25 protein-coding genes and 3 tRNA genes are annotated in these 24,164 nt (G+C 70.6%); 11 read left to right on the forward strand and 17 right to left on the reverse strand.

What is annotated here, in order from left to right:
• Nucleotides 1-8 precede the first annotated feature (8 nt).
• The gene (gene secE / locus WBG06_RS08545) at nt 9-287 is read right to left on the reverse strand and encodes a preprotein translocase subunit SecE (protein ID WP_336736165.1); all 279 of its coding nucleotides are present in this window, start codon (nt 285-287) and stop codon (nt 9-11) included.
• A gap of 16 nt (nt 288-303) precedes the next feature.
• Nucleotides 304-376, reverse strand: a tRNA-Trp gene (locus WBG06_RS08550).
• 128 nt (nt 377-504) lie between these two features.
• Here WBG06_RS08550 and WBG06_RS08555 point away from each other — a divergent pair.
• The 5 genes from WBG06_RS08555 to rlmC are packed head-to-tail and all read left to right on the forward strand — an operon-like array spanning nt 505 to nt 5,093.
• Nucleotides 505-1,788 carry an aminotransferase class I/II-fold pyridoxal phosphate-dependent enzyme gene (locus tag WBG06_RS08555; protein ID WP_336736166.1) on the forward strand — a complete coding sequence of 428 codons (1,284 nt, stop codon included), beginning with the start codon at nt 505-507 and terminating at the stop codon, nt 1,786-1,788.
• A complete protein-coding gene (locus WBG06_RS08560) occupies nt 1,785-2,846 on the forward strand; it encodes an adenosine deaminase (protein WP_336736167.1) in 1,062 nt (353 codons plus the stop codon). The genes WBG06_RS08555 and WBG06_RS08560 overlap by 4 nt, the downstream gene beginning before the upstream one ends.
• A 15-nt stretch (nt 2,847-2,861) precedes the next feature.
• Nucleotides 2,862-3,560: a DUF4190 domain-containing protein gene (locus WBG06_RS08565; protein ID WP_336736168.1), complete on the forward strand. Its 699-nt coding sequence runs from the start codon at nt 2,862-2,864 to the stop codon at nt 3,558-3,560.
• Between the two features lie 3 nt (nt 3,561-3,563).
• On the forward strand, nt 3,564-3,962 hold the full coding sequence (locus tag WBG06_RS08570; protein ID WP_336736169.1) for a DUF4190 domain-containing protein: 399 nt from the start codon (nt 3,564-3,566) through the stop codon (nt 3,960-3,962).
• A 3-nt stretch (nt 3,963-3,965) separates the two neighbouring features.
• Complete coding sequence (gene rlmC, locus WBG06_RS08575; protein ID WP_336736170.1) at nt 3,966-5,093, forward strand: 23S rRNA (uracil(747)-C(5))-methyltransferase RlmC; 1,128 nt, start codon at nt 3,966-3,968, stop codon at nt 5,091-5,093.
• A gap of 88 nt (nt 5,094-5,181) precedes the next feature.
• On the opposite strand, the gene WBG06_RS08580 is transcribed toward rlmC, so the two are convergent.
• Nucleotides 5,182-5,556 (reverse strand): DUF6223 family protein, encoded by a 375-nt coding sequence (locus WBG06_RS08580; protein WP_196875697.1) that lies wholly within the window; start codon nt 5,554-5,556, stop codon nt 5,182-5,184.
• Nucleotides 5,557-5,727: 171 nt separating this feature from the next.
• Here WBG06_RS08580 and WBG06_RS08585 point away from each other — a divergent pair, with 171 nt between their 5' ends.
• Both WBG06_RS08585 and WBG06_RS08590 read left to right on the forward strand, forming a co-directional pair.
• Entirely contained in the window at nt 5,728-6,837 is a 1,110-nt protein-coding gene (locus WBG06_RS08585) for a sensor histidine kinase (RefSeq protein WP_442945418.1), read from the forward strand.
• Entirely contained in the window at nt 6,834-7,499 is a 666-nt protein-coding gene (locus tag WBG06_RS08590) for a response regulator transcription factor (RefSeq protein ID WP_336736172.1), read from the forward strand. The genes WBG06_RS08585 and WBG06_RS08590 overlap by 4 nt, the downstream gene beginning before the upstream one ends.
• Here WBG06_RS08590 and WBG06_RS08595 read toward each other — a convergent pair.
• From WBG06_RS08595 to WBG06_RS08645, 11 genes are all read right to left on the reverse strand, one after another.
• Nucleotides 7,477-8,505, reverse strand: coding sequence for a UDP-N-acetylmuramate dehydrogenase (locus WBG06_RS08595; protein ID WP_336736173.1), 1,029 nt, complete (start codon nt 8,503-8,505; stop codon nt 7,477-7,479). The two genes, WBG06_RS08590 and WBG06_RS08595, sit on opposite strands and share 23 nt — an antisense overlap.
• Nucleotides 8,498-8,896, reverse strand: a complete 399-nt coding sequence (locus tag WBG06_RS08600; RefSeq protein WP_336736174.1) for a MaoC/PaaZ C-terminal domain-containing protein — start codon at nt 8,894-8,896, stop codon at nt 8,498-8,500. Before WBG06_RS08600 ends, WBG06_RS08595 begins: the two co-directional genes overlap by 8 nt.
• A complete protein-coding gene (locus WBG06_RS08605; protein ID WP_336736175.1) occupies nt 8,896-9,303 on the reverse strand; it encodes an FAS1-like dehydratase domain-containing protein in 408 nt (135 codons plus the stop codon). The genes WBG06_RS08600 and WBG06_RS08605 overlap by 1 nt, the downstream gene beginning before the upstream one ends.
• A gap of 215 nt (nt 9,304-9,518) precedes the next feature.
• The gene (gene rpmG / locus WBG06_RS08610) at nt 9,519-9,689 is read right to left on the reverse strand and encodes a 50S ribosomal protein L33 (protein WP_091042824.1); all 171 of its coding nucleotides are present in this window, start codon (nt 9,687-9,689) and stop codon (nt 9,519-9,521) included.
• A 46-nt stretch (nt 9,690-9,735) separates the two neighbouring features.
• Nucleotides 9,736-9,809, reverse strand: a tRNA-Met gene (locus WBG06_RS08615).
• Nucleotides 9,810-9,859: 50 nt separating this feature from the next.
• Nucleotides 9,860-9,932 (reverse strand) — tRNA-Thr (locus WBG06_RS08620).
• Between the two features lie 74 nt (nt 9,933-10,006).
• Nucleotides 10,007-11,437, reverse strand: coding sequence for an amidase (locus tag WBG06_RS08625; protein WP_336736176.1), 1,431 nt, complete (start codon nt 11,435-11,437; stop codon nt 10,007-10,009).
• Nucleotides 11,438-11,482: 45 nt separating this feature from the next.
• Complete coding sequence (locus WBG06_RS08630; RefSeq protein WP_336736177.1) at nt 11,483-12,160, reverse strand: LrgB family protein; 678 nt, start codon at nt 12,158-12,160, stop codon at nt 11,483-11,485.
• Between the two features lie 76 nt (nt 12,161-12,236).
• Nucleotides 12,237-12,626, reverse strand: a complete 390-nt coding sequence (locus tag WBG06_RS08635; protein WP_336736178.1) for a CidA/LrgA family protein — start codon at nt 12,624-12,626, stop codon at nt 12,237-12,239.
• The gene (locus tag WBG06_RS08640) at nt 12,623-13,561 is read right to left on the reverse strand and encodes an ROK family protein (RefSeq protein WP_336736179.1); all 939 of its coding nucleotides are present in this window, start codon (nt 13,559-13,561) and stop codon (nt 12,623-12,625) included. Before WBG06_RS08640 ends, WBG06_RS08635 begins: the two co-directional genes overlap by 4 nt.
• Nucleotides 13,562-13,629: 68 nt before the next feature.
• Nucleotides 13,630-14,661 carry a pirin family protein gene (locus WBG06_RS08645; RefSeq protein ID WP_336736180.1) on the reverse strand — a complete coding sequence of 344 codons (1,032 nt, stop codon included), beginning with the start codon at nt 14,659-14,661 and terminating at the stop codon, nt 13,630-13,632.
• A gap of 109 nt (nt 14,662-14,770) precedes the next feature.
• Here WBG06_RS08645 and WBG06_RS08650 point away from each other — a divergent pair, with 109 nt between their 5' ends.
• Nucleotides 14,771-15,880, forward strand: a complete 1,110-nt coding sequence (locus tag WBG06_RS08650) for a glycosyltransferase (RefSeq protein WP_336736181.1) — start codon at nt 14,771-14,773, stop codon at nt 15,878-15,880.
• A 68-nt stretch (nt 15,881-15,948) separates the two neighbouring features.
• Complete coding sequence (locus tag WBG06_RS08655; protein ID WP_336736182.1) at nt 15,949-16,170, forward strand: hypothetical protein; 222 nt, start codon at nt 15,949-15,951, stop codon at nt 16,168-16,170.
• Here WBG06_RS08655 and WBG06_RS08660 read toward each other — a convergent pair.
• Complete coding sequence (locus tag WBG06_RS08660; protein ID WP_336736183.1) at nt 16,167-17,063, reverse strand: DMT family transporter; 897 nt, start codon at nt 17,061-17,063, stop codon at nt 16,167-16,169. The genes WBG06_RS08655 and WBG06_RS08660 overlap by 4 nt on opposite strands.
• A gap of 69 nt (nt 17,064-17,132) precedes the next feature.
• Nucleotides 17,133-18,902 (reverse strand): hypothetical protein, encoded by a 1,770-nt coding sequence (locus tag WBG06_RS08665; RefSeq protein WP_336736184.1) that lies wholly within the window; start codon nt 18,900-18,902, stop codon nt 17,133-17,135.
• A 266-nt stretch (nt 18,903-19,168) separates the two neighbouring features.
• Here WBG06_RS08665 and WBG06_RS08670 point away from each other — a divergent pair, with 266 nt between their 5' ends.
• Nucleotides 19,169-19,696, forward strand: a complete 528-nt coding sequence (locus WBG06_RS08670) for a type III effector (protein ID WP_336736185.1) — start codon at nt 19,169-19,171, stop codon at nt 19,694-19,696.
• A 146-nt stretch (nt 19,697-19,842) separates the two neighbouring features.
• Here the strand turns inward: WBG06_RS08670 and WBG06_RS08675 are convergent, their stop codons facing one another.
• Nucleotides 19,843-21,021 carry a Fic family protein gene (locus WBG06_RS08675; RefSeq protein ID WP_336736186.1) on the reverse strand — a complete coding sequence of 393 codons (1,179 nt, stop codon included), beginning with the start codon at nt 21,019-21,021 and terminating at the stop codon, nt 19,843-19,845.
• Between the two features lie 110 nt (nt 21,022-21,131).
• On the opposite strand from WBG06_RS08675, the gene WBG06_RS08680 reads away from it, so the two are divergent.
• On the forward strand, nt 21,132-24,164 hold a 3,033-nt coding region (locus WBG06_RS08680; protein WP_336736187.1), incomplete at its 3' end, for a hypothetical protein.

Below are 24,164 nucleotides of genomic sequence, written 5' to 3' on the forward strand. Positions count from 1 at the left end.
CCACGCGATCACGCGTCGCGGCCGCCGAACACCCAGAACATCAACTTGCCGAACGCGAGGTCAAGGCCCGCGGTGATCGCCATCATGACCAGGACGAAGACCAGAACCACGATGAAGTACGTCGTGAGCTGCTGCTGCGTCGGCCAGACGACCTTGCGGAGCTCGGCCACGACCTGACGGTAGAACGTCGGGATACTGGTGCGCTTCTCCGACTTCTTCTCGTTCGGAGTCGGGACTGCTGCCTTGCTGTCCGTCACGCCGCCACCTTCTCTCGAAAACGCTTCCATCGTTGGTCCGGCTTTGCAGGGCACGAGGGACTTGAACCCCCAACCTTCGGTTTTGGAGACCGATGCTCTGCCAGTTGAGCTAGTGCCCTACGGAGGTCTGCATCAGGGGCGCGGTTGAGGGCGCAACTGACCATGTGGGAAGACCACCAACGGTGAGTCTACGCACTGGGCAACGGGCCTTCCAAAACCGGGGTGCGCTGACCCTAGGATTGCTGGCATGACCTCAGATCCCCGTCCCCTCGCCGAGCTCTCGCGCGAGGAACTCGAAGCGTTCGCAACGGAGCAGCGCACGGCGTACGACAGCTTGGTGGCCAAGGGCCTGAAGCTGGACCTCACCCGGGGCAAGCCCTCGGCGGACCAGCTCGACCTCTCCGACGGCCTGCTCCACCTCCCCAAGTCGACGACAGCCCCGGACGGGACCGACACGCGCAACTACGGCGGTCTGGCGGGCGGCATCGAGATCCGTGAGATCTACGCCGAGCTGCTCGGCCTGGAGACCGGCCAGCTCATCGCCGGCGGCAACTCCAGCCTCACCATGATGCGCGACACGCTGATGTACCTGTGGCTTCACGGCGGCGTCGACAGCGAGCGTCCCTGGGGCCGCGAGGAGACGGTGAAGTTCATCTGCCCGGTGCCGGGCTACGACCGCCACTTCACGCTGCTGGAGTGGTTCGGGATCGAGATGGTGACCGTCCCGATGAGCGCTGACGGGCCCGACGCCGAGGCCGTCGCAGCGCTGGTCAAGGACGACCCCACGATCAAGGGCATGTGGCTGGTGCCGACCTACGCCAACCCGACCGGCGACACCACCTCGCAGGAGATCGCCGAGCGGCTCGCCTCGATGCCGACCGCCGCGCCCGACTTCAAGATCTTCTGGGACAACGCCTACGCGCTGCACCACCTGACCCCGGCCGAGACCAAGACCGCCGACGTGGTCTCGCTGGCCAACGCGGCCGGCAACCCCCACCGTCCGCTGGTCTTCGCCTCGACCTCCAAGGTCACCTACGCGGGTGCGGGCGTCGGCTTCTTCGGTGGCTCGAAGGAGAACGTCGCCTGGTGGCTCGACCACCTGAGCCACGGCGCCATCGGTCCCGACAAGGTCAACCACCTGCGGCACGCCGAGTTCTTCGGCTCGGCGGCCGGCGTACGCGAGCACATGGCCAAGCACCGCGAGCTCCTCGCCCCGCGGTTCGCGGCCGTCGAAGACGCGCTCACCGACGAGCTCGGCTCGCTCGGGGTGGCGACCTGGACCAAGCCCGCCGGTGGCTACTTCGTCAGCCTCGACGTGCTCCCCGGCACCGCGACCCGGGTGATCGAGCTGGCCAAGGGCGCGGGTGTCGCGCTGACCCCGGCCGGGTCGGCGTTCCCCGGCAAGGTCGACCCGGAGGACACCAACATCCGGCTGGCCCCCTCCTTCCCGCCGTTGGAGCAGGTCAGCGGGGCCATGGAGGTCGTCACGGTGTGCGTGAAGCTGGCCGCCGCGGAGAAGCTGCTCGCGTGACTCCTGATTCTGTCGGAGACCGACGCGACCTCCGTACGCTGCCGAAGGCGCATCTGCACCTGCACTTCACGGGTGCGATGCGCCACGAGACCCTGCTCGAGCTGGCCGCCCGGGACGGGATCCGGCTGCCCGACCAGCTGGTCTCGGAGTGGCCGCCCGCGCTGAGCGCGGCCGACGAGAAGGGCTGGTTCCGGTTCCAGCGGCTCTACGACGTCGCCCGGTCGGTGCTGCGCACCGAGGCCGACATCCGGCGGCTGGTCATGGAGGTCGCCGAGGACGACGTCCGCGACGGCGGCCGGTGGCTCGAGATCCAGGTCGACCCGTCGGGCTACGCGGCGAAGTTCGGCGGGATCACCGCGTTCACGGATCTGGTGCTGGACGCGGTCCGCGATGCGGAGCGGGCGACCGGCCTCGGGATCGCGGTGATCATCGCCTCCAACCGCACCCGGCACCCCATGGACGCGCGCACCCTGGCGCGTCTGGCCGGGCAGTACGTCGACCACGGCGTGGTCGGTTTCGGCCTCTCCAACGACGAGCGGCGCGGGCGCACCGAGGAGTTCGACCACGCCTTCCGGATCGCGGAGCGGGCGGGGCTGCGGCTGATGCCGCACGGCGGTGAGCTGCGCGGGCCGGAGCACATCCGCACCGTGCTGCGGTCGCTGCACGCGACCCGCCTGGGTCACGGCGTACGCGCGGCCGAGGACCCGGTGCTGCTCGACGAGATCGTGCGCGCGGGCGTCGCGCTGGAGGTCTGCCCGACCTCCAACGTGTCGCTCGGGGTCTACTCCGACCTCACCTCGGTGCCGCTGCCGCAGCTGCTCGACGCGGGTGCGACGGTGGCGCTGGGGGCCGATGACCCGCTGCTGTTCGGGTCCCGGCTGGCGGGGCAGTACGCCACGATGCGGGCAGCTCATGAGCTGTCCGACGAGACCCTCGCCGACCTGGCACGGATGTCGATCACCGCCTCGACGGCGCCCGATTCGACGAAGAAGGGTCTGCTCGCCGAGATCGACGACTGGATCGACACGCCCTCACAGCCCACGGATCCGCCGAGTTAAGACAGAATGGCGGCCATGACGAACCCGTCCGACGACCAGTCCGACCCCAACAAGCCGGCCGACCCCAGCAATCCGGCCGACGCCGCCGGCCCGCCCCCGCCGAGCCCGACCGAGCCGACCGACGCCGACGCGACCCAGGTGGCGACCCCGCCTGGGTCGACGCCGCCGGCGCCGACGCAGCCGATGTACGGCCAGACCTACGGTGAGCAGCCGGCCAACCCCTACGGCGGCGCGACCTTCGACCAGAACCCGCCGGTCCCGCCGGCGCCGGCAGCGGGCTACGGCCAGACGCCTCCGCCGCCGGCCTACGGCGGTCAGCCGGGCTACGGCGCTCAGCCGGGCTACGGTCAGGCGCCCTACGGCGCCCCGGCCGCGTACGCAGGTCCGGTCGGCACTCCGGACTCGGGCGCGACCACGGCGATGGTCCTGGGCATCATCGGACTGGTCGGGGCGTTCATGTGCGGCCTCCCGATCGTCCTCTCGCCGTTCGCGCTGTTCCTGGGTCTCTCGGCCAAGAAGCGGATCGACGCGTCCGCCGGCGCCCTGACCGGCCGCGGCAACGCACAGGCCGGTTTCATCCTCGGCATCATCGGCACGGTCCTGCTGGTCCTGACCATCATCTTCGTCGTGATCCTCATCATCATCGGGGTCAGCGGCGGGTTCGAGGACTCCGGCTACGACAGCGGCTACGACTCGTACGACAGCGAGTTCTGAGCGATGACGAGCACTCCCCCACCCGGCTACCAGCCGGCGCCGTACGGCTTCCCCCAGCCCCCGCCGCACCCCGAAGCCACCTCGGCGATGGTCCTCGGGATCGTCGGGCTGTCCCTGTCGATCATGTGCGGCGGGATCGGTGTCTTCGTGGCTCCGTTCGGCTGGATCAAGGGCAAGCGGGTCATGGCCGAGATCGACGCCAACCCGGCGGCCTACGGTGGGCGCAGCAACGCTCAGGCCGGGTTCGTCACCGGCCTCATCGGGACCATCTTCGGGGCGCTCATGATGCTCTTCTGGATCGCCTACCTCGTCTTCATCATCGTGATGCTCTTCGTCGTCGCGGAGGTCGAGCCCACGACGACGTACGACAGCGTCAACGCGATGCTGAGCAGCCGAATCTGACGGATGGACTGCGGCTACTTCACCGCCGGCGTCTGCCGCTCCTGCCGCTGGCTGGAGATGGCGTACGCCGACCAGCTCGCGCAGAAGCAGCGGCGGGTCGCCGAGGTGCTCGATGCGGCGGTGCCCGACGCCGTACGTTGGGAGGAACCGGTCTCCAGCCCGGAGGCCGGTTTCCGCAACAAGGCCAAGATGGTCGTCGCGGGTTCGGTGGAGGCGCCGACCCTGGGGATCCTGTCTCACGACGGTCTCGGCGTGGACCTGCTCGCCTGCGGGCTGCACACGCCGGGGCTGCAGGCTGCCCTGCCGGTGCTGTCCCGGTTCGTCACGACGGCCCGACTGACTCCCTACTCGGTGCCCGAGCGGCGCGGCGAGCTCAAGCACGTGATCGTCACCGAGGCTCCCACCGGGGAGCTGATGGTGCGCTGGGTGCTGCGGTCCACCGAGGCGCTGGCCCGGCTGCGCAAGCACCTTCCGGCGCTGCTGGAGGCGCTGCCGATCACGGTCGCCTCGGTGAACATCCAGCCGGAGCACAAGGCCGTCATCGAGGGCCCCGAGGAGATCTTCCTGACCGAGCGTGAGTCGCTCACGATGGAGGTCAACGGGATCGGTCTGCGGCTGCGGCCGCACTCGTTCTTCCAGACCAACACCGACGTCGCCGCGGCCCTCTACCGTCATGCCCGCGACCTGGTCTCCTCGGCTGGGCCGGGCTCGGTGTGGGACCTCTACTGCGGGGTCGGCGGTTTCGGCCTGCACGTCGCCGCGCCGGGGCGGGAGGTGCTCGGCGTCGAATCCAGCGAGCAGGCGATCGAAGCCGCCACCTCGACCGCTGCCGAGCTGGGGCTGACCGGCACCAGCTGGGTGGCCGGGGATGCTGCTGCGTACGCCCTCTCCTCGGCCTCCGCGCCCGACCTTGTCATCGTCAACCCGCCGCGGCGCGGGATCGGCTCATCGCTGGCCGGCTGGCTGGAACAGTCGGGCGTCGAGCACGTCGTCTACTCCTCGTGCAACGTCGACACCCTCGCCCGCGACCTGGGCGACATGCCCTCGTTGCGACCGGTGTCCGCGCGTCTGCTCGACATGTTCCCGAACACCGATCACCACGAGGTCCTGGTGCACCTGAAGCGCGCCTGATCCCGACCCGGCGCTGATGTCCCGGAATTTCGCGCCGAGTCGGCGCATCTGGCCCGGGATTCTGGGACAGATGCGCCGACTCGACCTTTCAGCGTGGGACATCTGCGCCGACTCGGCGGGCTCGGCGCAGGGTGAGGGCGCCCAGGGCCAGGGCCGCGAGGCCGAGGACGATCGCCATCCCGCCGCCGACGACGCCGTTGCCGGTGCCCGGACCGCCGTCGGCGACCAGCAGGTTGACCACGCCAACGACCAGGGCGATCGAACCGCAGCCGAGCGCCACGACGGCGCCGTTGCGGCCACGGTTGCCGACGCCACGGACAGCGCGGGACAGTGCCGCAGCACCGGCCACCGCTCCACCGAACCCGACGAACGCGGCAAGCGTGGCCCAGAGCCGGGCGGTGGTCAGTGTGTAGGCGCCGACGTCCGAGCCGGCAGCGTTGACGAGCACATCGTTCAGGGACATGTGAGACTCCTTCGTCGAGTTCCATCGGATGACTCGATCGTCTCGTCGGCGCACCTCCGAGTCGTCCTGCCGACGTGGACTCTTCGGCGCCGTCGCTACTGCGTACGTGGTAGCCGGAGGTACTGCGTGAGAGGGACTCGCGGGGCGGCGCCGCGGGCATATCCTGCTCGCATGGCCAGGCGGCGGATCACAGTCGGGGACGCAGGTCTAGCCGCAGGCGTGGCCGTGGCCCAGCTGGCTGCTGCGCTGAGCGACGGGCAGACCGTCTCCGGCACCGGGCTCCTCGGCTACGCCGCGCTGGTCGCGAGCGCTCTGGTCCTCGTCGTCCGGCGCCGGGCGCCGGTCGCCGTGCTGGTCGTCAGCGGCGCGTGCGGACTGGCCTTTCAGGCGCTCGGCTTCGACGTCGCGGTGATCGCGTTCCTGGTCGCCGTCTACGCCGCGGTGCGCGAGGGACATCGGCTGGTCACGCTGCTCGCCGCCGTGGTGATGCAGAGCGGACTGTTCTTGGTGGCGTACGCCGCCACGGGCGACCTCGGCGCCGCCTCCGAGCAGGCACGCGGTGCCCTGGAGATCGCCTGGCTGATCGCGGCGGGTGCCGCGGGCGAGGCCCTCAGGCAGGCCGAGCGACGGGCCGACGAGGCGGAGCGCACCCGGGAGGCCACCGCACAGCGCAGGGCCGACGACGAGCGCCTCCACATCGCCCGCGAGCTGCACGACTCCCTCACCCACCAGATCTCGGTCATCAAGGTGCAGTCCGAGGCCGCCGTCCACGTCGCGCAGCGGCGCGGCGAGGAGGTCCCCGAGTCGCTGCTGGCGATCCGGGAGGCCGGGCGCGAGGCGGCCCGCGAGCTCCGGGCGACGCTGACGGCACTGCGTGACGACGATCCGAACCCGCCGCGGGGGCTCGAGGACGTACGCGATCTGGTGGGGTCCGCCGGAGCCGCCGGGCTGGAGGTGACGCTGACCGTCGACGGGCAGCCCGGCACGGTGCCCGTGGCGGTGGGCCGGACGGCCTACCGGATCGTCCAGGAGGCGCTGACCAACGTGACCCGTCACGCCGCGGCCACCACCGCGGCGGTCCGCATCGACCACCGGCCCGGCTCGATCGGCATCCGGGTCGAGGACGACGGCACCGGCGCCCCGGCGACGACCGTCCCCGGCGTGGGCCTGCTCGGGATGCGAGAGCGGGTCTCCGCTCTCGGAGGTGAGATGCGGGCACAACCCCGCGAGGAGGGCGGTTTCATGGTCGAGGCGCGGCTGCCGGTGGAGCGTACGTCGTGATCCGGGTGCTCCTGGTCGACGACCAGCCGCTCATCCGGAGCGGGTTCCGGGCCTTTCTCAACCTCGAGGACGACATCGAGGTGGTCGCCGAGGCGGCGAACGGCGTCGAGGCGGTGGCGCTCGCCCGCGAGCACCTGCCCGACGTGGCGATGGTCGACATCCAGATGCCGGTCGCCGACGGTCTCGAGGCGACCCGGAGGATCGCCGCCGACCCTTCGCTGAGTGGCGTACACGTCGTCATCCTGACCAACTACGGGATGGACGAGTACGTCCTCGAGGCCCTGCGCGCCGGCGCCGCCGGATTCCTCGTCAAGGACATCCAGCCGGAGGACTTCGTCCACGCCGTCCGGGTCGCCGCCCGAGGCGATGCGCTGCTGGCGCCGTCGATCACCCGCGCGCTGATCGACCAGTACGTCGCCCAGCCCTCGCCCGCCGACGCACCCCTGGGACTCGCCGAGCTCACCAACCGGGAGCGCGAGGCGGTCACCCTGGTCGCCCGGGGCATGAGCAACGACGAGGTCGCCGAGACCATGGTGATCAGCGTGCTGACCGCGAAGACCCACATCAACCGGGCCATGACGAAGCTGCACGCGCGTGACCGCGCCCAGCTCGTCGTGATCGCGTACGAGTCGGGGCTGGTCAGAGCTCCACGCCGAGCATGACCGGCTCGTTGACGAGCACGATCCCGTAGGCAGCCTCGACCCCGTCACGGACCTCTCGTGCCAGCACGAGGAGATCCTCGGTCGTGCCTTCGCCGCGGTTGGTGAGGGCGAGGGTGTGCTTCGCGGAGAGCGAGACCCTGCCCGCCAGCCCCTCGGGCGTGTGGCCCTTCTTGAAGCCGGCGTGGTCGATGAGCCAGGCGGCGGAGGTCTTCACGGTGCCGTCGGGTTGGGGGTAGGCCGGAGCACCCTCGGGCACGTCCTCCGGCGCGACCACGGGGTTGGTGAAGAAGGAGCCCGCCGACCAGGTGTCGTGGTCGGTCTCGTCGATGACCATGCCCTTGCCGCGGCGCAGGGCGAGGACGGCCTCGCGGATCTGCTTGGACGGCACCCGGGTGCCCTGCTCGACGCCGAGCGCGCCGGCCAGCTGGGCGTAGGCGATCGGGGAGCCGGTCTCGCCGTCGGTGCCGAGCCGGAAGGTGACCGCGAGGACCACGTAGCGTCCGAGCATCTCCTTGAAACGCGACCAGCGGTAGCCGAAAGCGCACTCCTCGGCCGTGAAGCTCCGCACCTCGCGGCGATCGCGGTCGAACACCTTGACCGACGTGATGGTCTGGGAGACGTCCTGGCCGTAGGCGCCCACGTTCTGAATCGGCGTCGCACCGACGCTGCCCGGGATGCCGGAGAGCGCCTCGACGCCGCTCCAGCCCTTGTCGACGGCGGTCGCCACGAAGTCGTCCCAGGTCTCGCCGGCAGCCACCGTGACGAGTACGCCGCCCTCGACCGTCTCCACCTCGACGCCCGTGGTCGCCAGCTTGATGACGGTGCCCGGGAAACCCTCGTCGGCGACGACCAGGTTGCTGCCGCCGCCCAGGACGAGCACGTCCTTGTCGGCCGTATCGGCGGCGGTCACGGCCTCGACGATCTCCGCCTCGGTGGTCGCGGTGACGAACTCTGCCGCCGGACCGCCGAGATGGAAGGTGGTGTGTCGCGAGAGGAGCTCAGGCACGCACAGACACCTTCGGCATGCCCAGGACCTTCTGGTCGCCGGAGACGACGGTCAGGGCGATCGTCGCCAGTCCGTCCTCGACCGACTTCACGGTGCCGCTGACCGTCACCGTGGTGCCCTCGTCGTCATCGGGGACGACGACCGGGTTGGTGAACTTCGCACCGAAGTCGACGACCTCGGCACCGTCGGTCCACTCCGAGACCGCCCGGGCGACCAGGGCCATGGTGAACATGCCGTGGGCGATCACGCCGGGGAGGCCGACCGCTGTCGCGATCCGGTCGGACCAGTGGATCGGGTTGAAGTCGCCGCTCGCGCCGGCGTAGCGCACCAGCGACGCGCGCGTCACGGGGTAGGTCTTCGGGGCCAGCTCGGCACCTGCTTCGAGCGTCATCAGGCGACCTCCGCCGCGCGGTGGACCAGGGTGGCGGACGTGGTGCACACGACGGCACCGGAGTCGTCGGTGATCTCGGAGACGGTGCCGATGATGTCGTTCCCGCCGATCTGACGCAGCGATGCGACGGTGAGCGTCGCGGTCAGCACGTCTCCCGGCGCGATCGGCCGGGCGTAGGAGAACTTCTGCTCCCCGTGGACGATCCGTGACAGCTCGACCTGGACGTCGTCCAGGAAGGCGTTCATCGCGTCGAAGGCGAGCACGATCGGGAACGTCGCCGGGACCGCGTCCCCGCTCTCCCAGCCCATGCCGGTGGCGGCAGCGAACTCCCGCACCTTCTCGTCGGTGACCCGATAGGGCCTGGTCGGAGGAAATGCGCGCCCTACGAGCGACCCGTCAACTGCCATGCGTACAACTCTAGTGGTCCGCCGAGAAGTCACCCGCGTCGGCCGAGGCGTCACGTGCGTCGGTCGAGTTGGCACGCGGGTGCCAACTCGACCGACGGGAGTGACGTCTCGGCCGACGTGGGTGACGTCTCGGCGAAATGACGAACGCCCCGCCACCGGAACTCGGGGCGGGGCAGTTCGGAGCGCCGATCAGCGTCGCGCTCTACTGAGAAGATTCAGCGGGTCTCGCGGTGCGCGGTGTGCTTGCGGCAACGCGGGCAGTACTTGTTGAGCTCGATGCGGTCGGGGTCGTTCCGACGGTTCTTCTTCGAGATGTAGTTCCGCTCCTTGCACTCGGTGCAAGCGAGGGTGATCTTCGGGCGAACGTCGCTGCTCTTGCTGGCCACAGGAGTTTCCTTACGGTGCTGATCGAGGTGATGCGGTCTTTGGCGGTAGCGGGGGCGGGGATCGAACCCGCGACCTCACGATTATGAGTCGTGCGCTCTAACCGCCTGAGCTACCCCGCCTCAACAGGAATCAGGCCCGCAGTATTCCTACTGCGGGACCCGAACTCCAGAGCCCCTTTACGGAATCGAACCGTAGACCTTCTCCTTACCATGGAGACGCTCTGCCGACTGAGCTAAAGGGGCGTTGCGTGAGAGAACATTACGGCAGGGGCGCCATGCTCAACAAATCGAGGCGGCCCCTCCGCCAAACGCATGCATCATCCCAGGTCAGACGGGTCCTCCGCACTTCCGTCGGACTCCCAGATGCGCGCGAAACCCATCGCTTCCTCGAGCTCGTAGGACAGCTCGAGCAGCATTCGCTCCTGCCCTGGAGCCGCCCCGAACATCATCCCCTGCGGCAGCCCGGCCAGCGTCTGCTGCACCGGTAGCGACACCGCGGGCCCACCGGTGACGTTCTGCCACGGCGTGAACGCGACCCAGTCCATCAGCCGCGTCATCACCACCTCGTAGGCCTGGCTCGGCGCCAGCCGTCCGACCTCCGGGGTCTCGTGCGCGACGGTCGGCGTCAGGACGATGTCGTACGCCGCGTGGAACCCCTCCGCGATCGCCTGCGCCTTGCGCAGCCGGACGATGGCGGCCGGGACATGCTTCGCGTTCTTCAGCGTGTGCTGGGCCAGGCCGAGGGTCAGGTTGTCGAGCCGGCGCCGGTCCCAGGTCTTGCCGCGGAGCGGGCCGGCGTTGACCAGGGCGACCGCGAGGGTCCCCCAGTAGAGGACGAAGTCGTCGGCGAAGGTCGGGGGCACCGGCGCGGGCACGGTCTCGACGGTGTGGCCGAGCTCCTCGAGCACGGCTGCGGTCTTGAGGGTCACCTCGGCGACCTCGGGGCTGGCCTCGCGACCGAGCGCGCCGGTGAAGATCGCGCAGCGCAGCCGTCGCGATCCCGGGCCGGTGACGTCCCCGATCGGCGGCAACGAGGTGTGGTGCGCCTTCTCGGCCTCCCGGAAGAACACGGCGGTGTCGCGTACGGAACGGGTCAGCACCCCGTCGGTGACGATCTTGAGCGGAAGCAGCCCGTAGAGCGGGTCCTGCGGCAGCCGGTCGCGGGTCGGCTTGAGCCCGACCAGCCCGCAGGCCCCTGCCGGGATCCGGATCGACCCGCCGCCGTCGTTGCCGTGGGCGAGCGGCACGGCCCCGGCGGCCACCAGCGCACCCGAACCGGCCGACGAGGCGCCCGCGACCCGGTCGGTGTCCCACGGGTTGCGCACCGTGCCGAGCCGTGCGTGCTCGGCGGTGCCCGAGAAGCCGAACTCGGAGAGCTGTGTCTTCCCGAGCGACAGCAGTCCGAGCTTGAAGAGCAGCTTGGTCATCTCGCCGTTGCGCGAAGCCGGCGGCATGGCGTACGAATCCGTGCCGTTCCTGGTCGGCACCCCGGCGACATCGGTGTTGTCCTTGATCAACGTGGGCACGCCCGCGAAGAAGCCGGCCCGCGGCGCCCGCGCCTGGACCCGGGCCCGGTCGAAGGTCCGGTACGCCACCGCCGCGAGCGCGGCATCGACCGACTCGATCCTGGCGATGGCCGCCTCGACGACCTCCGGCGTGCTGAAGTCGCCGCGCCGAAGTCCCTCGGCGACCCCGACCGCGTCGAGAGTGCCGAGTACGTCGTCGGTGAAGGCGTGCACGCGGACCATGTCGCCAACGGTAGAGGTTCCGCGGGCGAAGCTCGGTGGCACAGATCAGAGGAGGAGATAGGCCACGAGCGGGAGCAGGAGACAGGTCACCACCGCGGTGAGCCCCATCGCCAGCCCCGAGAATGCGCCCTCGATACAGCTCTCCTCCAGCATCCGGGCGGTGCCGATGCCGTGGGAGACCGCGCCGACGGCGACACCGCGAGCGCGCGGGTCACGGATCCCGAGCAGGGTCAGGACCCGCGGCGCAACCATCGCCGCGACGATCCCGATCACGATCGCGAAGGCCGCCGACAGCTCCGGATAGCCGCCCAGGCGGGCCGTCAGCTCGATCGTCACCGGCGTGGTCACGGCCTTCGAAGCCATCGTCCGCTCCAGCACGTCGCTGCCACCGAGCCAGCGCACCAGCAGGATGCCGCTGACCATCGACACCACGGCACCGGCGGTCAGCGCGACCAGGACGGGCACCACCATCCCCTTCAGCCGGGAGACCTGGTGGTAGAGCGGGATCGCCAAAGCCACCGTCGCCGGACCGAGCAGGAAGCTGATCAGCGTGGTGGCGTCCGCGTAGTCGTCGTAGGAGGTGCCGCTGACCGCCAGCAGGGCGCCGACGATCACGATCGCGACCGCCACCGGCTGGGCGAGCGGCGAACGGGTCCGGGCGCGGAGCCAGCGCCCGAGCTCGTACGCGGCCACCGTCACGAACAGCCACAGGATGACGCTCAAACCGCCACCTCCATAGCGCAAGCGCCACCATACGGACGTGGCGGTCCGAGGCTCATGGTCGCTCGTTGGCGCTCGCTCATTCGATCTCCTCCCCCGGCGCACCATCCGTGCCGACGGTCGGCGGGACGCGGCGCAGGAACAGGGTGAGCACCCACCCGACGGTGGCCAGTCCGAGGAGCCAGGAGCCGAGCAGCGCGACGACGATCGGCGCCGCCGCGTCGCGGATGATCGCGAGGTAGGCGATCACGCCCACGCCGGCCGGGATGAAGAAGAGCTGCAGGTGGGACAAGAAGTAGTCGCCGACCTGGATGATCGGGTCGTCCTCGCCGTCACGGCGGCGCAGCACGAGGACGATGAAGAGCAGCAGCATCCCCACCACCGGTCCGGGCAGCGGGATGCCGGTCAGCTCGACGATCACGGTTCCGGCCAGCTGGCAGCCGAGCAACCAGAGCAGCCCGACGATCACCGGGTGTCGGCGAGGGACTCGATCGCCATCGCGGCGCAGCCGACCAGGCCCGAGGAGTCGCCGTGCAGCTGGGCCATGAAGGTGAGCTCGCGGGTCGCGATCGGGTTGGAGCGGGCGTAGACGCTCTCGCGGACCCCGGCGGTGTAGAGGTCGAAGGCACCGGCCATGTCGCCGCCGATGACGACGACCTCCGGGTTGAGCAGGTTGACGGCCGTGGCGACCACCTCGCCGAGCTGGCGCCCGCCCTCACGCAGCAGCCCGCGCGCCACGGCGTCACCGGCGAGCGCGGCCGCCACCAGGTCGCGTACGTGGCCTGCGGGGACACCGGAGTCGGTGAGCCGCTGGGCGAGCGCCCAGCCGGATGCGACCGTCTCGAGGCAGCCGGTCGAGCCGCAGCGGCAGGGTCGGTCACCGGCGGCGTCGATGCGGGTGTGGCCGATCTCGCCGGCCGCCCCGAGGGCGCCGGTGACCAGCTTGCCGTCGACGATGATCCCCATGCCGAGGCCGGTCGAGGCCTTGACGACCAGAGCGTTGCGGACGGGATGGTCGGAGTTGAAGAGTTCCGAGCGGGCCAGCGCGTGCGCGTCGTGAGCGAGGATCAGCGGCGCGTCGGTCAGCGCGGTGAAGTAGGGGGCCAGCTGGACGCCGTCCCAGCCGCCCATCGCCGGGGTGTCGATGCTCATCCCGAGATCGGGGTTGACCACACCGGGCAGGCTCATCCCGATCGCCAGGACCGGCAGGTCGATGGACGTCACCATCTTGGTCATCCGCTCGACGATCTCAGGCATCAGCGCCTCGGCGGAGATGCCGACCTCGTGGTCACGGGTGTCGCCGGCCAGCTCGCGCCCGGCGAGGTCGAAGACCGCCGCCTGACTCCGGCTGCGGCCCACCGCCACGGCCAGCACGACCCCTGGGTCTGCGGATTCGTCACTCACGACTGCAGTCTAAGCACGAGCACTGGGCCCACCTAAGACCGCCGCTGAGACCGCAGCTGAGACCGCAGCTAAGACCGTGAGCGGAGGCGCGCGTTGGGCAACGGGGGTGCCGGGATCGGCCTCTGGTGGTTGCCCTCGACCACGCCGAAACGCCCGTCGGCCAGGTCCTGGGAGTCCTCGGCCACCTCGACGCCGCCGCGGGTGATCTGGTCCTGCCACTCCTGGCGGTAGCCGACGACCTCGTCGTGCGTACGCCCGACGAAGTTCCACCACATGATGATCGACTCACCGAACGGCGGACCCCCGAGCAGGAGCAGCCGGGTCCACGCCTCACCGGCCTGCAGGACGAGCGTGGTGGCGCCCGGAGGTGCGTAGGCCAGCGAGTCCTTCTCCACGTCCGCCGAGGCAGGACCGGACGCCCCGAGGCCGGTCATCGACACCGCCCCCGTGTCCACGAGGACACCGTGCTCGAAGCGGGCGTCGACCGGGATCTCGAGCCGGGTGCCGGGCTCGAGCAGGATCTCGGCGCCGAGGATCTCCGAGTAGGTGTGCACCGGTGAGGTGGCACCCAGCAGCGACCCCATGAAGACCCGGACCGTCGCCCCGTCGCGCTCGATCGGCGTCGGGCGGTGGTTCTCGAAAGCCGGCTCGACGTCGCGGAACTCGTCGGGGAGCGCGACCCACAGCTGCGCCCCGTGGAGGACGGTCGTCTCGGCCGTGGAGTTCTCGGAGTGGGAGATCCCACGTCCGGAGGTCATCAGGTTGACCTCGCCCGGGCGCACCATCGCCACCGTGCCGACCGAGTCGCGGTGCTCGATCTCGCCGGTGAACAGCCAGGAGACCGTCGCCAGCCCCGTGTGCGGGTGCGGCGGCACCTCCATCCCGCCGGAGACCACGACGTCGTCGGGACCGTAGTGGTCCAGGAAGCACCACGCGCCGATCAGCGAGCGCGCGCGGGCGGGCAGGGTGCGGCGTACGTTCATCGCCCGCGGGCCACCCAGGGGCACGTCACGCGGCGTGATGATCTGGATCTCGACGCCTTCGTCGCCGGTGCCGCCGACGCACTCGACGGGGGTGGGATGCGCGTCCAGGTTGGTCATGGCTCAACGCTACTCCCGGCGGCACGGCCCCGAGCCAGTACGCCGCCCCGCCATGCCGGCGTCACATCGAGGTCGCCGCGGGGCCAACTCGATGCCACACGATGGGGCCGTGCTCATCGCTCAGCTCGCCAACTTCGTCGGCCCCACCTCCGGCGGGATGAAGACGGCTCTGGAAGCCCTCGCCCGGGGCTACCTCGAGGCCGGCCACGACCGGCTTCTCGTCGTCCCCGGCCCGTACGACGCGGTCACCTCGACCGACCTCGGCGAGGTGGTGCAGCTGAGAGCGCCGCGCGTGGGCGGCGGCTACCGGCTGATCATCGAGCCGTGGCGGGTGACCGACGTGCTGACCCGCTACCGCCCGACGAGCCTCGAGGTCAGCGACAAGTTCACGATGCTGCCGGTCGCCCGTTGGGCTCGGCGCCAGGGCATCGGCACGGTGCTCTTCTCCCACGAACGGCTCGACGAGTACATGCCCACCTACACCGGCATGGACACCACCTCGAAGGTCTCCACCGCGCTGCTCAACCGGATGCTGGTGCGCTCCTTCGACCAGGTGCTGGTGACCTCCGACTACGCCCGGCACGAGTTCGAGCCCCTCGCCGCGACCGTCGGCTGCCCGATCGCGCAGGTGCCGCTGGGCGTCGACCTCTCCTTCTTCTCACCCTCGCTCGGGCACCGCGACGACACCCTGCGGCTCGTCCATGTCGGCCGGCTCTCCCGCGAGAAGTCGCCCGATCTCGCCGTCGCCACCGCCGTCGAGCTGCACCGGCGCGGGTTCGACGTACGCATGGACGTCTTCGGTGACGGTCCGCACCGCGCCGAGATCGAGGCGCTTGCCGCCGGGGCGCCGGTCTTCTTCCACGGGCACGTCTCCGACCGCCACCGGATCGCCCGGGCCCTCGCCTCGGCCGACGTCGCGCTCTCGGTCTGCCCCCGCGAGACCTTCGGGCTCGCCGTCCTGGAAGCCCTCGCCAGCGGTACGCCGGTGGTGACCGCCGATCGCGGCGGCGCCCGTGAGCTCATCGACCGCCGCTGCGGGGCCTGGGCCTCTGCGGACCCGCGTGCGTTGGCCGACGCGGTCATCGACGTCGCCGAGCGGCCGGTGGTCCCGACCCGCCACGCGGCGCGGCAGCGGGCCGAGCAGTTCCCGTGGTCGCGGACGATCGAGGAGATGCTCCAGCTCCACGAGAGCCTCGCCCGGGTCCTCAGAGTGTCGTAGCGCACTCTCTGTTGAACAGCCGTTACCCTGCTGTGACCTTTCCTTGCCGTCGATCACGTGAGGCGCACATGAGCGAGCTGACCACGCAGCAGCGTACGCATTTCGCCGACTCCTTCGGGCCGGCGTGTCGCGCGTACGGAGAAGATCCGCTGACCACCTACGACTACCGCGACGTCACCTGTGGCGAGTGCCGGCATGCCGCGCCCTACATCAGCGCCCTGCCCGAGCACCTCCGGCCCAGGTCCACGAGGCGGCGCTCTTGGCCGCGCTCGATGCAGGACCGGGTCTAACGGCCGGACGGAGCCCGGATCTCGGCCGGCTCCGGCTGAACCGGCGTCCACCTGACCACCGAGCGTGACCGGGCGAGCCCGACGATGCCGGTGACGAGCAGGGCCGCGGCGCTCGCGGCGACCCACCACGTGGGGGCGGAGGCGCCGAAGGCGACGACGGCGGCCACGTACGAGACGGTGGGGTTGGTGATCGTCATCGCCGCCATCGCCCACGGCAGCGGCCCGGCGGCGAGCGCGGCCTGGGTGAGCACGATGCCGAGGCCGCAGGTGCACAGCAGGCCGTAGAACGCCGGCAGTGTGAGCAGGCCGGCGAAGCCGTCGGCGGCGGCCCGGTCGGCGGTGATCTTCAGCAGCACCGAGGTGGTCGCGAACGAGCATCCGGCCGCGACGGCCGTGGTCGCCGCCGCGATCGGCGGCGGGAACCGGTGGGCGACCAGCAGGAGTAGGCAGATCACGACCGCCACGCACCCGGCGAAGAGCGCCACCCGGCCGACATCGGCGTAGGTGCCACCGCGGTGCTCGTCGGTCACCAGCAGGATGACGCCGCCGCAGATCGCTGCGCCGCTGACGCAGTCGGCGAAGGTCGGCCAGTGCCGGGCGGCGAGAGAGGCGAAGACCAGCGCGAAGAGCAACTGGGTGGGCATCACCGACTGCACCACCGAGACCGACCCCAGGTGGAGCGCGACGGCCTGCACGGCGAAGCCGGCCGCGTTGATCGCTGCACCGGCGACCCACAGCGGGTTGCGCACCAGCGCCAGCATCAGCTGCTCGACGCCGGAGATCCCGCCGCTGCGGCCGGGAGCGAGGGCGCTGGCGCGCTGCTGGACCGCGGCGGAGAGCGAGAACAGGACGCATGCGGCGACGGCCAGGCCCACGGCCGCGGCATGATCCATGGTTTCGACGCTAGGCCCGGTTCGGAAACTCACCGGGTCCGTCGGCGAGCATCTGATGAATCCTGGGCGTCAGCCTTTCACCTTCGCGCCCATGATCTCGCCGTAGTCGACGCCGATGACCGTCGGATTCCCCTGCGCCGGCACGATCAGCGCGACCGTCACCGCCGTCCGGATCGACAGATTCTTGCCCGCTTGGCTGCGGAAGTCGTCGTAGGGCGGATTCCACTCCCACTCGCCGTCCTGACCGCCGACGACGGAGTCGACCGTGAAGTCCAGGAACGCGAGCACGCCGTCGGAGGTCGGCACCACCCGGGTGCTGGCCGCGTCGAAGGGCTCGGCCGTGGTCTTCACCATGTCGACGCCCATGTCCGCGGCGTACGCCGCGATCTCCGCGCCCGGGCCGGCGAGCAGCTTGGACCCGTTGAGGCCGTCGATCTTCTTTGCCTTCTTCGTGCTCTTCGCGGGCTTCTCCAGGTAGGCATCGATCGTCCCCGCCAGGTCCTGGACCTGCTTCGTCGCCGACGCGGCGGCCGGGGCGGCGCCCTCGACCTCGGACGGGACGACCTTCCTCTTGACGGCCAGGCTGCTGCGCACCTTCCAGGGCGACAGCGCGTCCTGCTGCTCGTAGACCGCCATCCGCGTCAGCCTCTGCTTCTTCGCGCCCTTGACCTCGACCTCCACGACCGCCCACATCGGGTAGTCGGTGAGCTGCACCGACCACACCCGCCCGGGGACCGCCTCCCAGGTGGGCGCGCGCTCCTCGAGGTCGAAGCCCTTGGCCGCGGCCGACGTGAGCTGGTCCCTGGCGAGGACCGGACCGCTGTCGGCCTGGGCCCATGCCTCGGCCTTCCACTTCCCGGGCTGGTTGGCCTTGATCGCCTTGTTGTTGCGCAGGTTCCAGTCGGCGATCACGCCCCCGACGGCCTCCTTCCGCAGCGAGACCTTGGTGGCCTCCTCCAGTTCCACCGAGGCGGGCATCGAGCAACCTGCGAGCGCGAACGTGAGTACGCCGACGCCGACCGCTGCTCGGAGGCGCCGGTACAGGCCGGGCGCCGGAGGATGCTGTGCCGGAGGACGCTGTGCCGGAGGGTGCTGGGCCGGAGGGTGCTGCGCCGGGGCCGGCCACGTCGAGCCCGCTGGGACGTACCGGAGCGGCGGGGTCGGCGGGGTCGGCGGCTGCCACTCGTCCTCCCGCCCAGGGCGGCCGCGGCGGCCGGCGCGAACGGCGAGAGCCGCGCCGAGGAGGAGCAGGGCGCCGATCCCTGCGGCGCCGAGAGCGGCTGCGAAGAGGCCGTCGATCCGGTAGCCGAAGGCCAGCTTGATCGGCGTACCGTTCCTGCTCGCGGCCAGGAACGAGACCGGCTCGCCCTCGAGCGTCACCGTCAGCTCCTGGGTCCCCGGTCCGGCGACCGACTTCTGCCACCACGGCGCCCGGGAGGCATCCGGCACCGGTTCGCCCGACCCGGCGGAGCCGCTCACCCTGGTCAACGGGGTCGTGGCGATCTCGACGGCCTTCGTGTCCTCGACGACGTCGAGCACGTCGACCGGGTTGCCGACACCGACGTACGTCTCCCCCAGACCCTTCACCCGCACGGTGACCGGCAGCCGCTCGAAGGCGAACGCCTCCGGCGTGGAGTACGCCGCCCCCTGCTCGATCGGGGTCTCCTTGCCCATCATCACGTCGTCCGGGCCGACCGCGATCGCCAGCCCGGAACCGACCAGGAGCAGCGGGGCGCCGAGCAGCCCCAGCAGCACCGCGAGGAGCAGACCGCTCTTTCGCTGCCGGCTCCTCGGCTGCTGCGAAGGAGGGATCACGGGGGCGTACGTTGCCGAGCTCATCGAGGCCTTCCAGGCGGGGTCCCGAGAAAGTGGACGCGGCAATCTAGCGCGGAGCTCCGCAGCCGGGAACTCAATTCCGACCCGCCCGATCCGGACGAAACGTTTACGTTTCCTTGGTAACCAAATTGCCGTGTCGGTAGGCCCATCCGTCGTTCGACGTCCCTAGCGTCATTGTCGGACGCGGGCTTGCCGAGTCGACTGTTTCCGTCTCGTCAGCTCACGTCCGATCGAATTGTTTCGATTTGCATGACGACGAAAGGTTAGAAATGAGCAAGAAGACAGGGATGCTCCGCCGCGCCGCGGCCGTAGCCGCCTTCTCGGGTGTCGCCTTCGCACTGACGACCGGAGCCGCGACCGCGGCCCCGGTCACCAACGACGCCACCACCTCCGTCAGCACCTCTACCGAAGACCTCTCGCCCTCGACCCAGAAGGCGTGGGACGACTTCATCCTCGGCGGCTCCTTCCTCGCCGGGGGCCTCGCTCAGATGGCCAGCGGTGCCTGGATCGGTGCCCCGGGCACCCTCATGTCCGGCGCCACCGGCACCCCGATGACCCCCGAGCAGATGCAGGCCTGGGAGGACTGGAACGAGGGTGCGCACAAGGCGGGCATGGGTGCCGCCATGCTGGTCTCGGGTGCCTACATCGGCGCTCCGGGCTACATCTTCGACAAGATCACGGGCGGAGCGACCCCGGGCGACCTCTCGCCCGAGGAGCTCGAGCAGGTCTCGTTCCTCATCCCCGAGGACAGCCCGGCTCTCGAGGGTCTCCCCCTCGACCAGATCCCGGGTCGATGACCGATCTCGGCTCCCGCTGAGAGACGCGACGACGGCCGGTAGACCATACCCACCATGATCTGACCGGCGACGTCGCACCGATGGCCCCGGGCGTGCACTCGTGCACCCCCGGGGCCATCTGCACGTCCTGGCCGCCTCGGCCCAGCTCAGTCGTACGCCAGCGGCTGCTCGATCACGTCCATCACCGCCCGGGCGAGCCAGTAGTGCCGCCCGCCTCGGCCCGACCGGCCGGCCGCCTCGACCCACCCACGCCGCTCGGCGTCCTGGATCAGGTTGCGCGCCCCCTGGTTGGTCAGGCCGGTCGCGTCCTGCACCCGTGCGACGGTCAGGAAGGGGTTGGCGAACAGCAGCGTGACCAGCCCGGACAGGTTGGCCCGTGAGGTGGCGGCCTCGCTGAGATAGCTCTCCCGGAGCGCGACCAGCCGCTCGGACCTGGTCGTGGCGTCCTCGGCCGAGCGGCGTACGGCGGTGAGGAAGAACTGCAGCCACTCCTGCATCTCGCCGCGCTCGCGGACGCTCTGCAGCCGCTCGTAATAGGTCTGCCGGTGGGCCTCGATGTAGCCGGAGAGATAGAGCAGCGGCGTGGTCATCCGGCCCTCCTCCATCAGCATCAGGTTGATCAGCAGCCGTCCGATGCGGCCGTTGCCGTCGAGGAACGGGTGGATCGTCTCGAACTGGTAGTGCATCAGCGCGCACCGCACCAGCGTCGGACTGAGATCGGGCACGTTGACGTACGCCTCCCAGTCCGCGATCAGCTCGGGCAGGTCGGAGGGGAGCGGCGGGACGTACGCGGCGGTGGTGGGGTTGTCGGTCGGCGACCCGACCCAGACCGGCGTCCGCCGGAACTCGCCGGGGTGTCGCTCCTGGCCGCGGACCCCGGTGAGCAGGGTCTTGTGGAGCTCGAGGACGAGCCGCCGGCTGAGCGGCCAGCTCCGGATGAGCTCGAAGCCCTGGCGGGTCGCGGCCAGGTAGGCCTTGACCTCGGCGATGTCCTCGCTCCTCGCCGACGACGCGGCCTGCCGGCCGCCGGCCTCGGCCTGGAGGACCTCCTTGAGCGTGGTCTGGGTGCCTTCGATCCGCGACGAGGCGACGGCCTCATGGGTCAGGTAGGGCCCGATCAGCAGCTCCGGGTCCTGGATGAGCGCGCTCACTCCCTGCAGCCGCCCCAGGGCGGCGTCGGCATCCGACAGCGCCTTCACGGTGAGCGGCAGCAGCGGGAGGTCACGCGGGATGTGAGCCGGTCGGTAGTACCAGTAGGACCACGTATTGCCGGGCTCCCTGGTCGCGCTGCCGAACTGCGGCGCGGCGTACCTCTCCGGATCCATGCCCCCTGAACTTACCAGTAGAAAGGCACTGGAGTTGGAAGTTTCTCGGAACTTCCCAGTGACTCGTGGAAGCTGGTCGCCAACATCCAACAGTCCCCTACGATCCACGCGTGAACACGCGTGCTCGACGGGCGCCGGCGATCCTGATTGCCTCCCTCGCCCTCCTGCTGGCGACCGGTTTCGTGCTCGGCACCCAGGTCTCCGGCTTCCTCGGGATCAGCGCCGAGCCGGTCACGGCCGCGCCCGAGACGGCGACCGTCGCGGCGGCACGGACGGCGACCACACCCACCGTCGGCCGGGTGCGGCTCTCCGGCGAGGGCGAGCCGACGCCGCAGGTCCGGCTGGCGGCCGCGGCCTTCCAGCAGGCGCTCGACGACTCCGGGACCGAGGCCGACGGCACGCTCACCGTGACGACCGGCTCCGACCTCGGAGAAGGCAGCGGCGCCGAGGCGTACCGGGCGACGAGCGTGGGCACCGACATCCGGCTCGAGGCCGCCGACGCCGCCGGCGCCGCAACCGGGCTCTACCGGCTCGCCGACCGCGTACGCACCGCTCGTCCGCTCCTCGACCCGGCCGAGGACGGCGAGGTGCAGCAGCCCGACCTCCCGCTGCGCCTGGTCGACAAGGGTGCGGCGGGCGTTCCCGGGACGGCCGCCGACTGGCGTACGGGCGAGGAGTACTCGCACAACAGCGGCCAGTTCGCCGACGCGATCCTCTCCGACGCACCGTTCGTCGACACCGAGGCGCTCGCCGAGGACGCCGAGCAGTTCCGGACGTACGTCGACCATCAGCTCGCCCGCGGCTACAACGGCATCGTCATGCCCGGCTTCCTCGAGTACGTCACGTTCGACCGCTTCGGCGACGGCCGCGAGATCTACCCGGACGCGGACGGTCCGCACGTCGGCCGCGCCCGCGCGATGCGCGAGCACTTCGGACCGATGTGGAAGTACGCCCACGACGCCGGGATGAAGGTCTACCTCCTCACCGACATGCTCGCGCTGTCGACCCCGCTCCAGGGCTACCTCGACGAGCACGGCCTCTCCGCCGAGGACCCTGCCCTCTGGGAGATCTACGCTGCCGGTCTCGAGGAGCTCTTCGCAGAGATGCCCTACGTCGACGGGCTGATGATCCGCATCGGCGAGGGCGGCGAGATCTACCAGCTGCCGGGCTGGGACTATCGGTCGGAGATCGCGGTCACGACACCCACCGGGGTGAAGGCGATGCTCGACGCGTTCACGTCCGTCGCCGAGAAGCTCGACCGGGAGATCATCTTCCGGACCTGGAGCGTCGGCGTCGGCGCGGTCGGCGACCTGCACACCAACCCCGCCTCGTACGAGGAGGTTCTCGGCGAGGTCCACAGCGATGCCCTGATCGTCTCGACGAAGCACGTCGCCGGCGACTTCTACTCGTTCCTCCCGCTGAACCCCACCCTCGAGACCGGCGGTCACCGACGGATCGTCGAGATGCAGAGCCGGCGCGAGTTCGAGGGTTTCGGAGCGCTCCCGAACGACCTCGCTCCCGCCTACTCGGCGGCGCTGACCCGGCTGACCGAAGCCAACCCGAACATCGAGGGCGTGTGGTCCTGGAGCCAGGACGGCGGTCCGATCCACGCCGGACCGCGGACGCTCTACCTGCGGGAGGGCTTCTGGCAGCTGTGGGACCTCAACGCGTACGCCGCCTCGCGGCTCGCCTGGGACACCTCGGCCGACCCGGGCGAGATCACCGCCGACTGGGCGCGCGAGACGTTCAGCTCGGACCCGGCCACCGTGCGGGCGATCGGTGAGGCGATGGCGCTCTCCCGCGACGCCGTGCTCGACGGGCTCTACATCGAACCGTTCGCCGAGAACCAGGTGCGCGCGCTCGGGCTCGAGATCCCGCCCCAGACCTGGCTGTTCGAGTGGGACATCGTCACCGGTGACACCGCCGTGCTGAACAGCATCTACGCCATCAGCAAGGACCGTCTCGACGATGCCGTCGAGGGCGGCCAGCAGGCGATCGAGACGGCCGAGTCGATGCGGCGGCTCGTCGCGGAGACCGATCCGACGACCTGGCGCGATCCGGCGCTGCGGGAGCAGCTCCTGGTCTCGATCGACTACGAGATCAACCTGTTCCGGGTCCTCGGCGACTATCGCGCGATGACGATGTACCACGCCGAATGGCTCGACACGGGCTCCTCCCGGGCACGCGATCGCTGGCAGTCGGCACGCGCCGACTTCGAGAAGTCGCGCGCGTCCCACGTGGCCCGCTACGGCGAGGATCAGGCGCACCCCGCCTTCCAGTTCACCGCCGCCGACATCGGTGCGCAGCGGGCCGACCGCGACCCGGCGATGGCCTGGCTCGCGCGCGGGCTGCTCGTGCTCGCGCTGGCCGGGCTGCTCCTCGTCAGGCCGCTGCGGATCGCGGTGACGCGGCCGTGGCGGCTCGGCCCGGTGCTTCGGGAGGCGCCGCCCCGACGCTGGGAGCGCGTGGCCGTCCTGGTCGTGCCACCGGTCGTGCTGGTGCTGGGCCGGGCGACGCTGACCTGGTTTGCGGCGCCGTCGCACCTGGTGGTGACCGTGGGCGCCTGGGTGCTGTTCGCGCTGACGCTGCGGCTCCTGATCGGTCGTCGCGACGCCTTCGCGCTCTGGGCGGTCGTCGGCGGAGTCGTCCTGGTCCGGTCGGTGATCCTGATGATCGCTCTCGCCGGCCGCGGGCCGGGGCGCTACTGGTATCTGTTCTGGACCGAGCCCGGGTCGCGTACGTTCTACATCACCGTCGCGTTCGCCGGGTTCGGCCTGCTGTTCGTGCTCCCCGCGGTGGCGCTGCGCAGCGCCTACGGCTTCACCCGGCGTGGCGCCGTCGGACGTGTGCTGATCGCTGCCGGGATCCCGGTCCTGATCGGCGGCGTGGGTGTTGCGCTGATGGGCACCGAACGTGCCCTGACCGTCTGGAACGACCAGATGGCGCTCATACCGTGGGGTCTCTCACGCATCCTCGGCATCACCGTGCACCTCGGCATCCCGACCAGCCTGCCGTGGTACGCCGCCGGGTGCGGAGCGGCCGTCGCGCTGGTCGGGGTCGTCGGGGGAGTCCGGGGGCCGAAGAGCCCAATTACCGCCGGGCATAGGGCCGTGGCGCCCCGACAAACCCCCCGAGGGCCCGCG

The sequence above is a fragment of the Nocardioides sp. CCNWLW239 genome (assembly GCF_037137035.1).
Lineage (GTDB): Bacteria > Actinomycetota > Actinomycetes > Propionibacteriales > Nocardioidaceae > Nocardioides.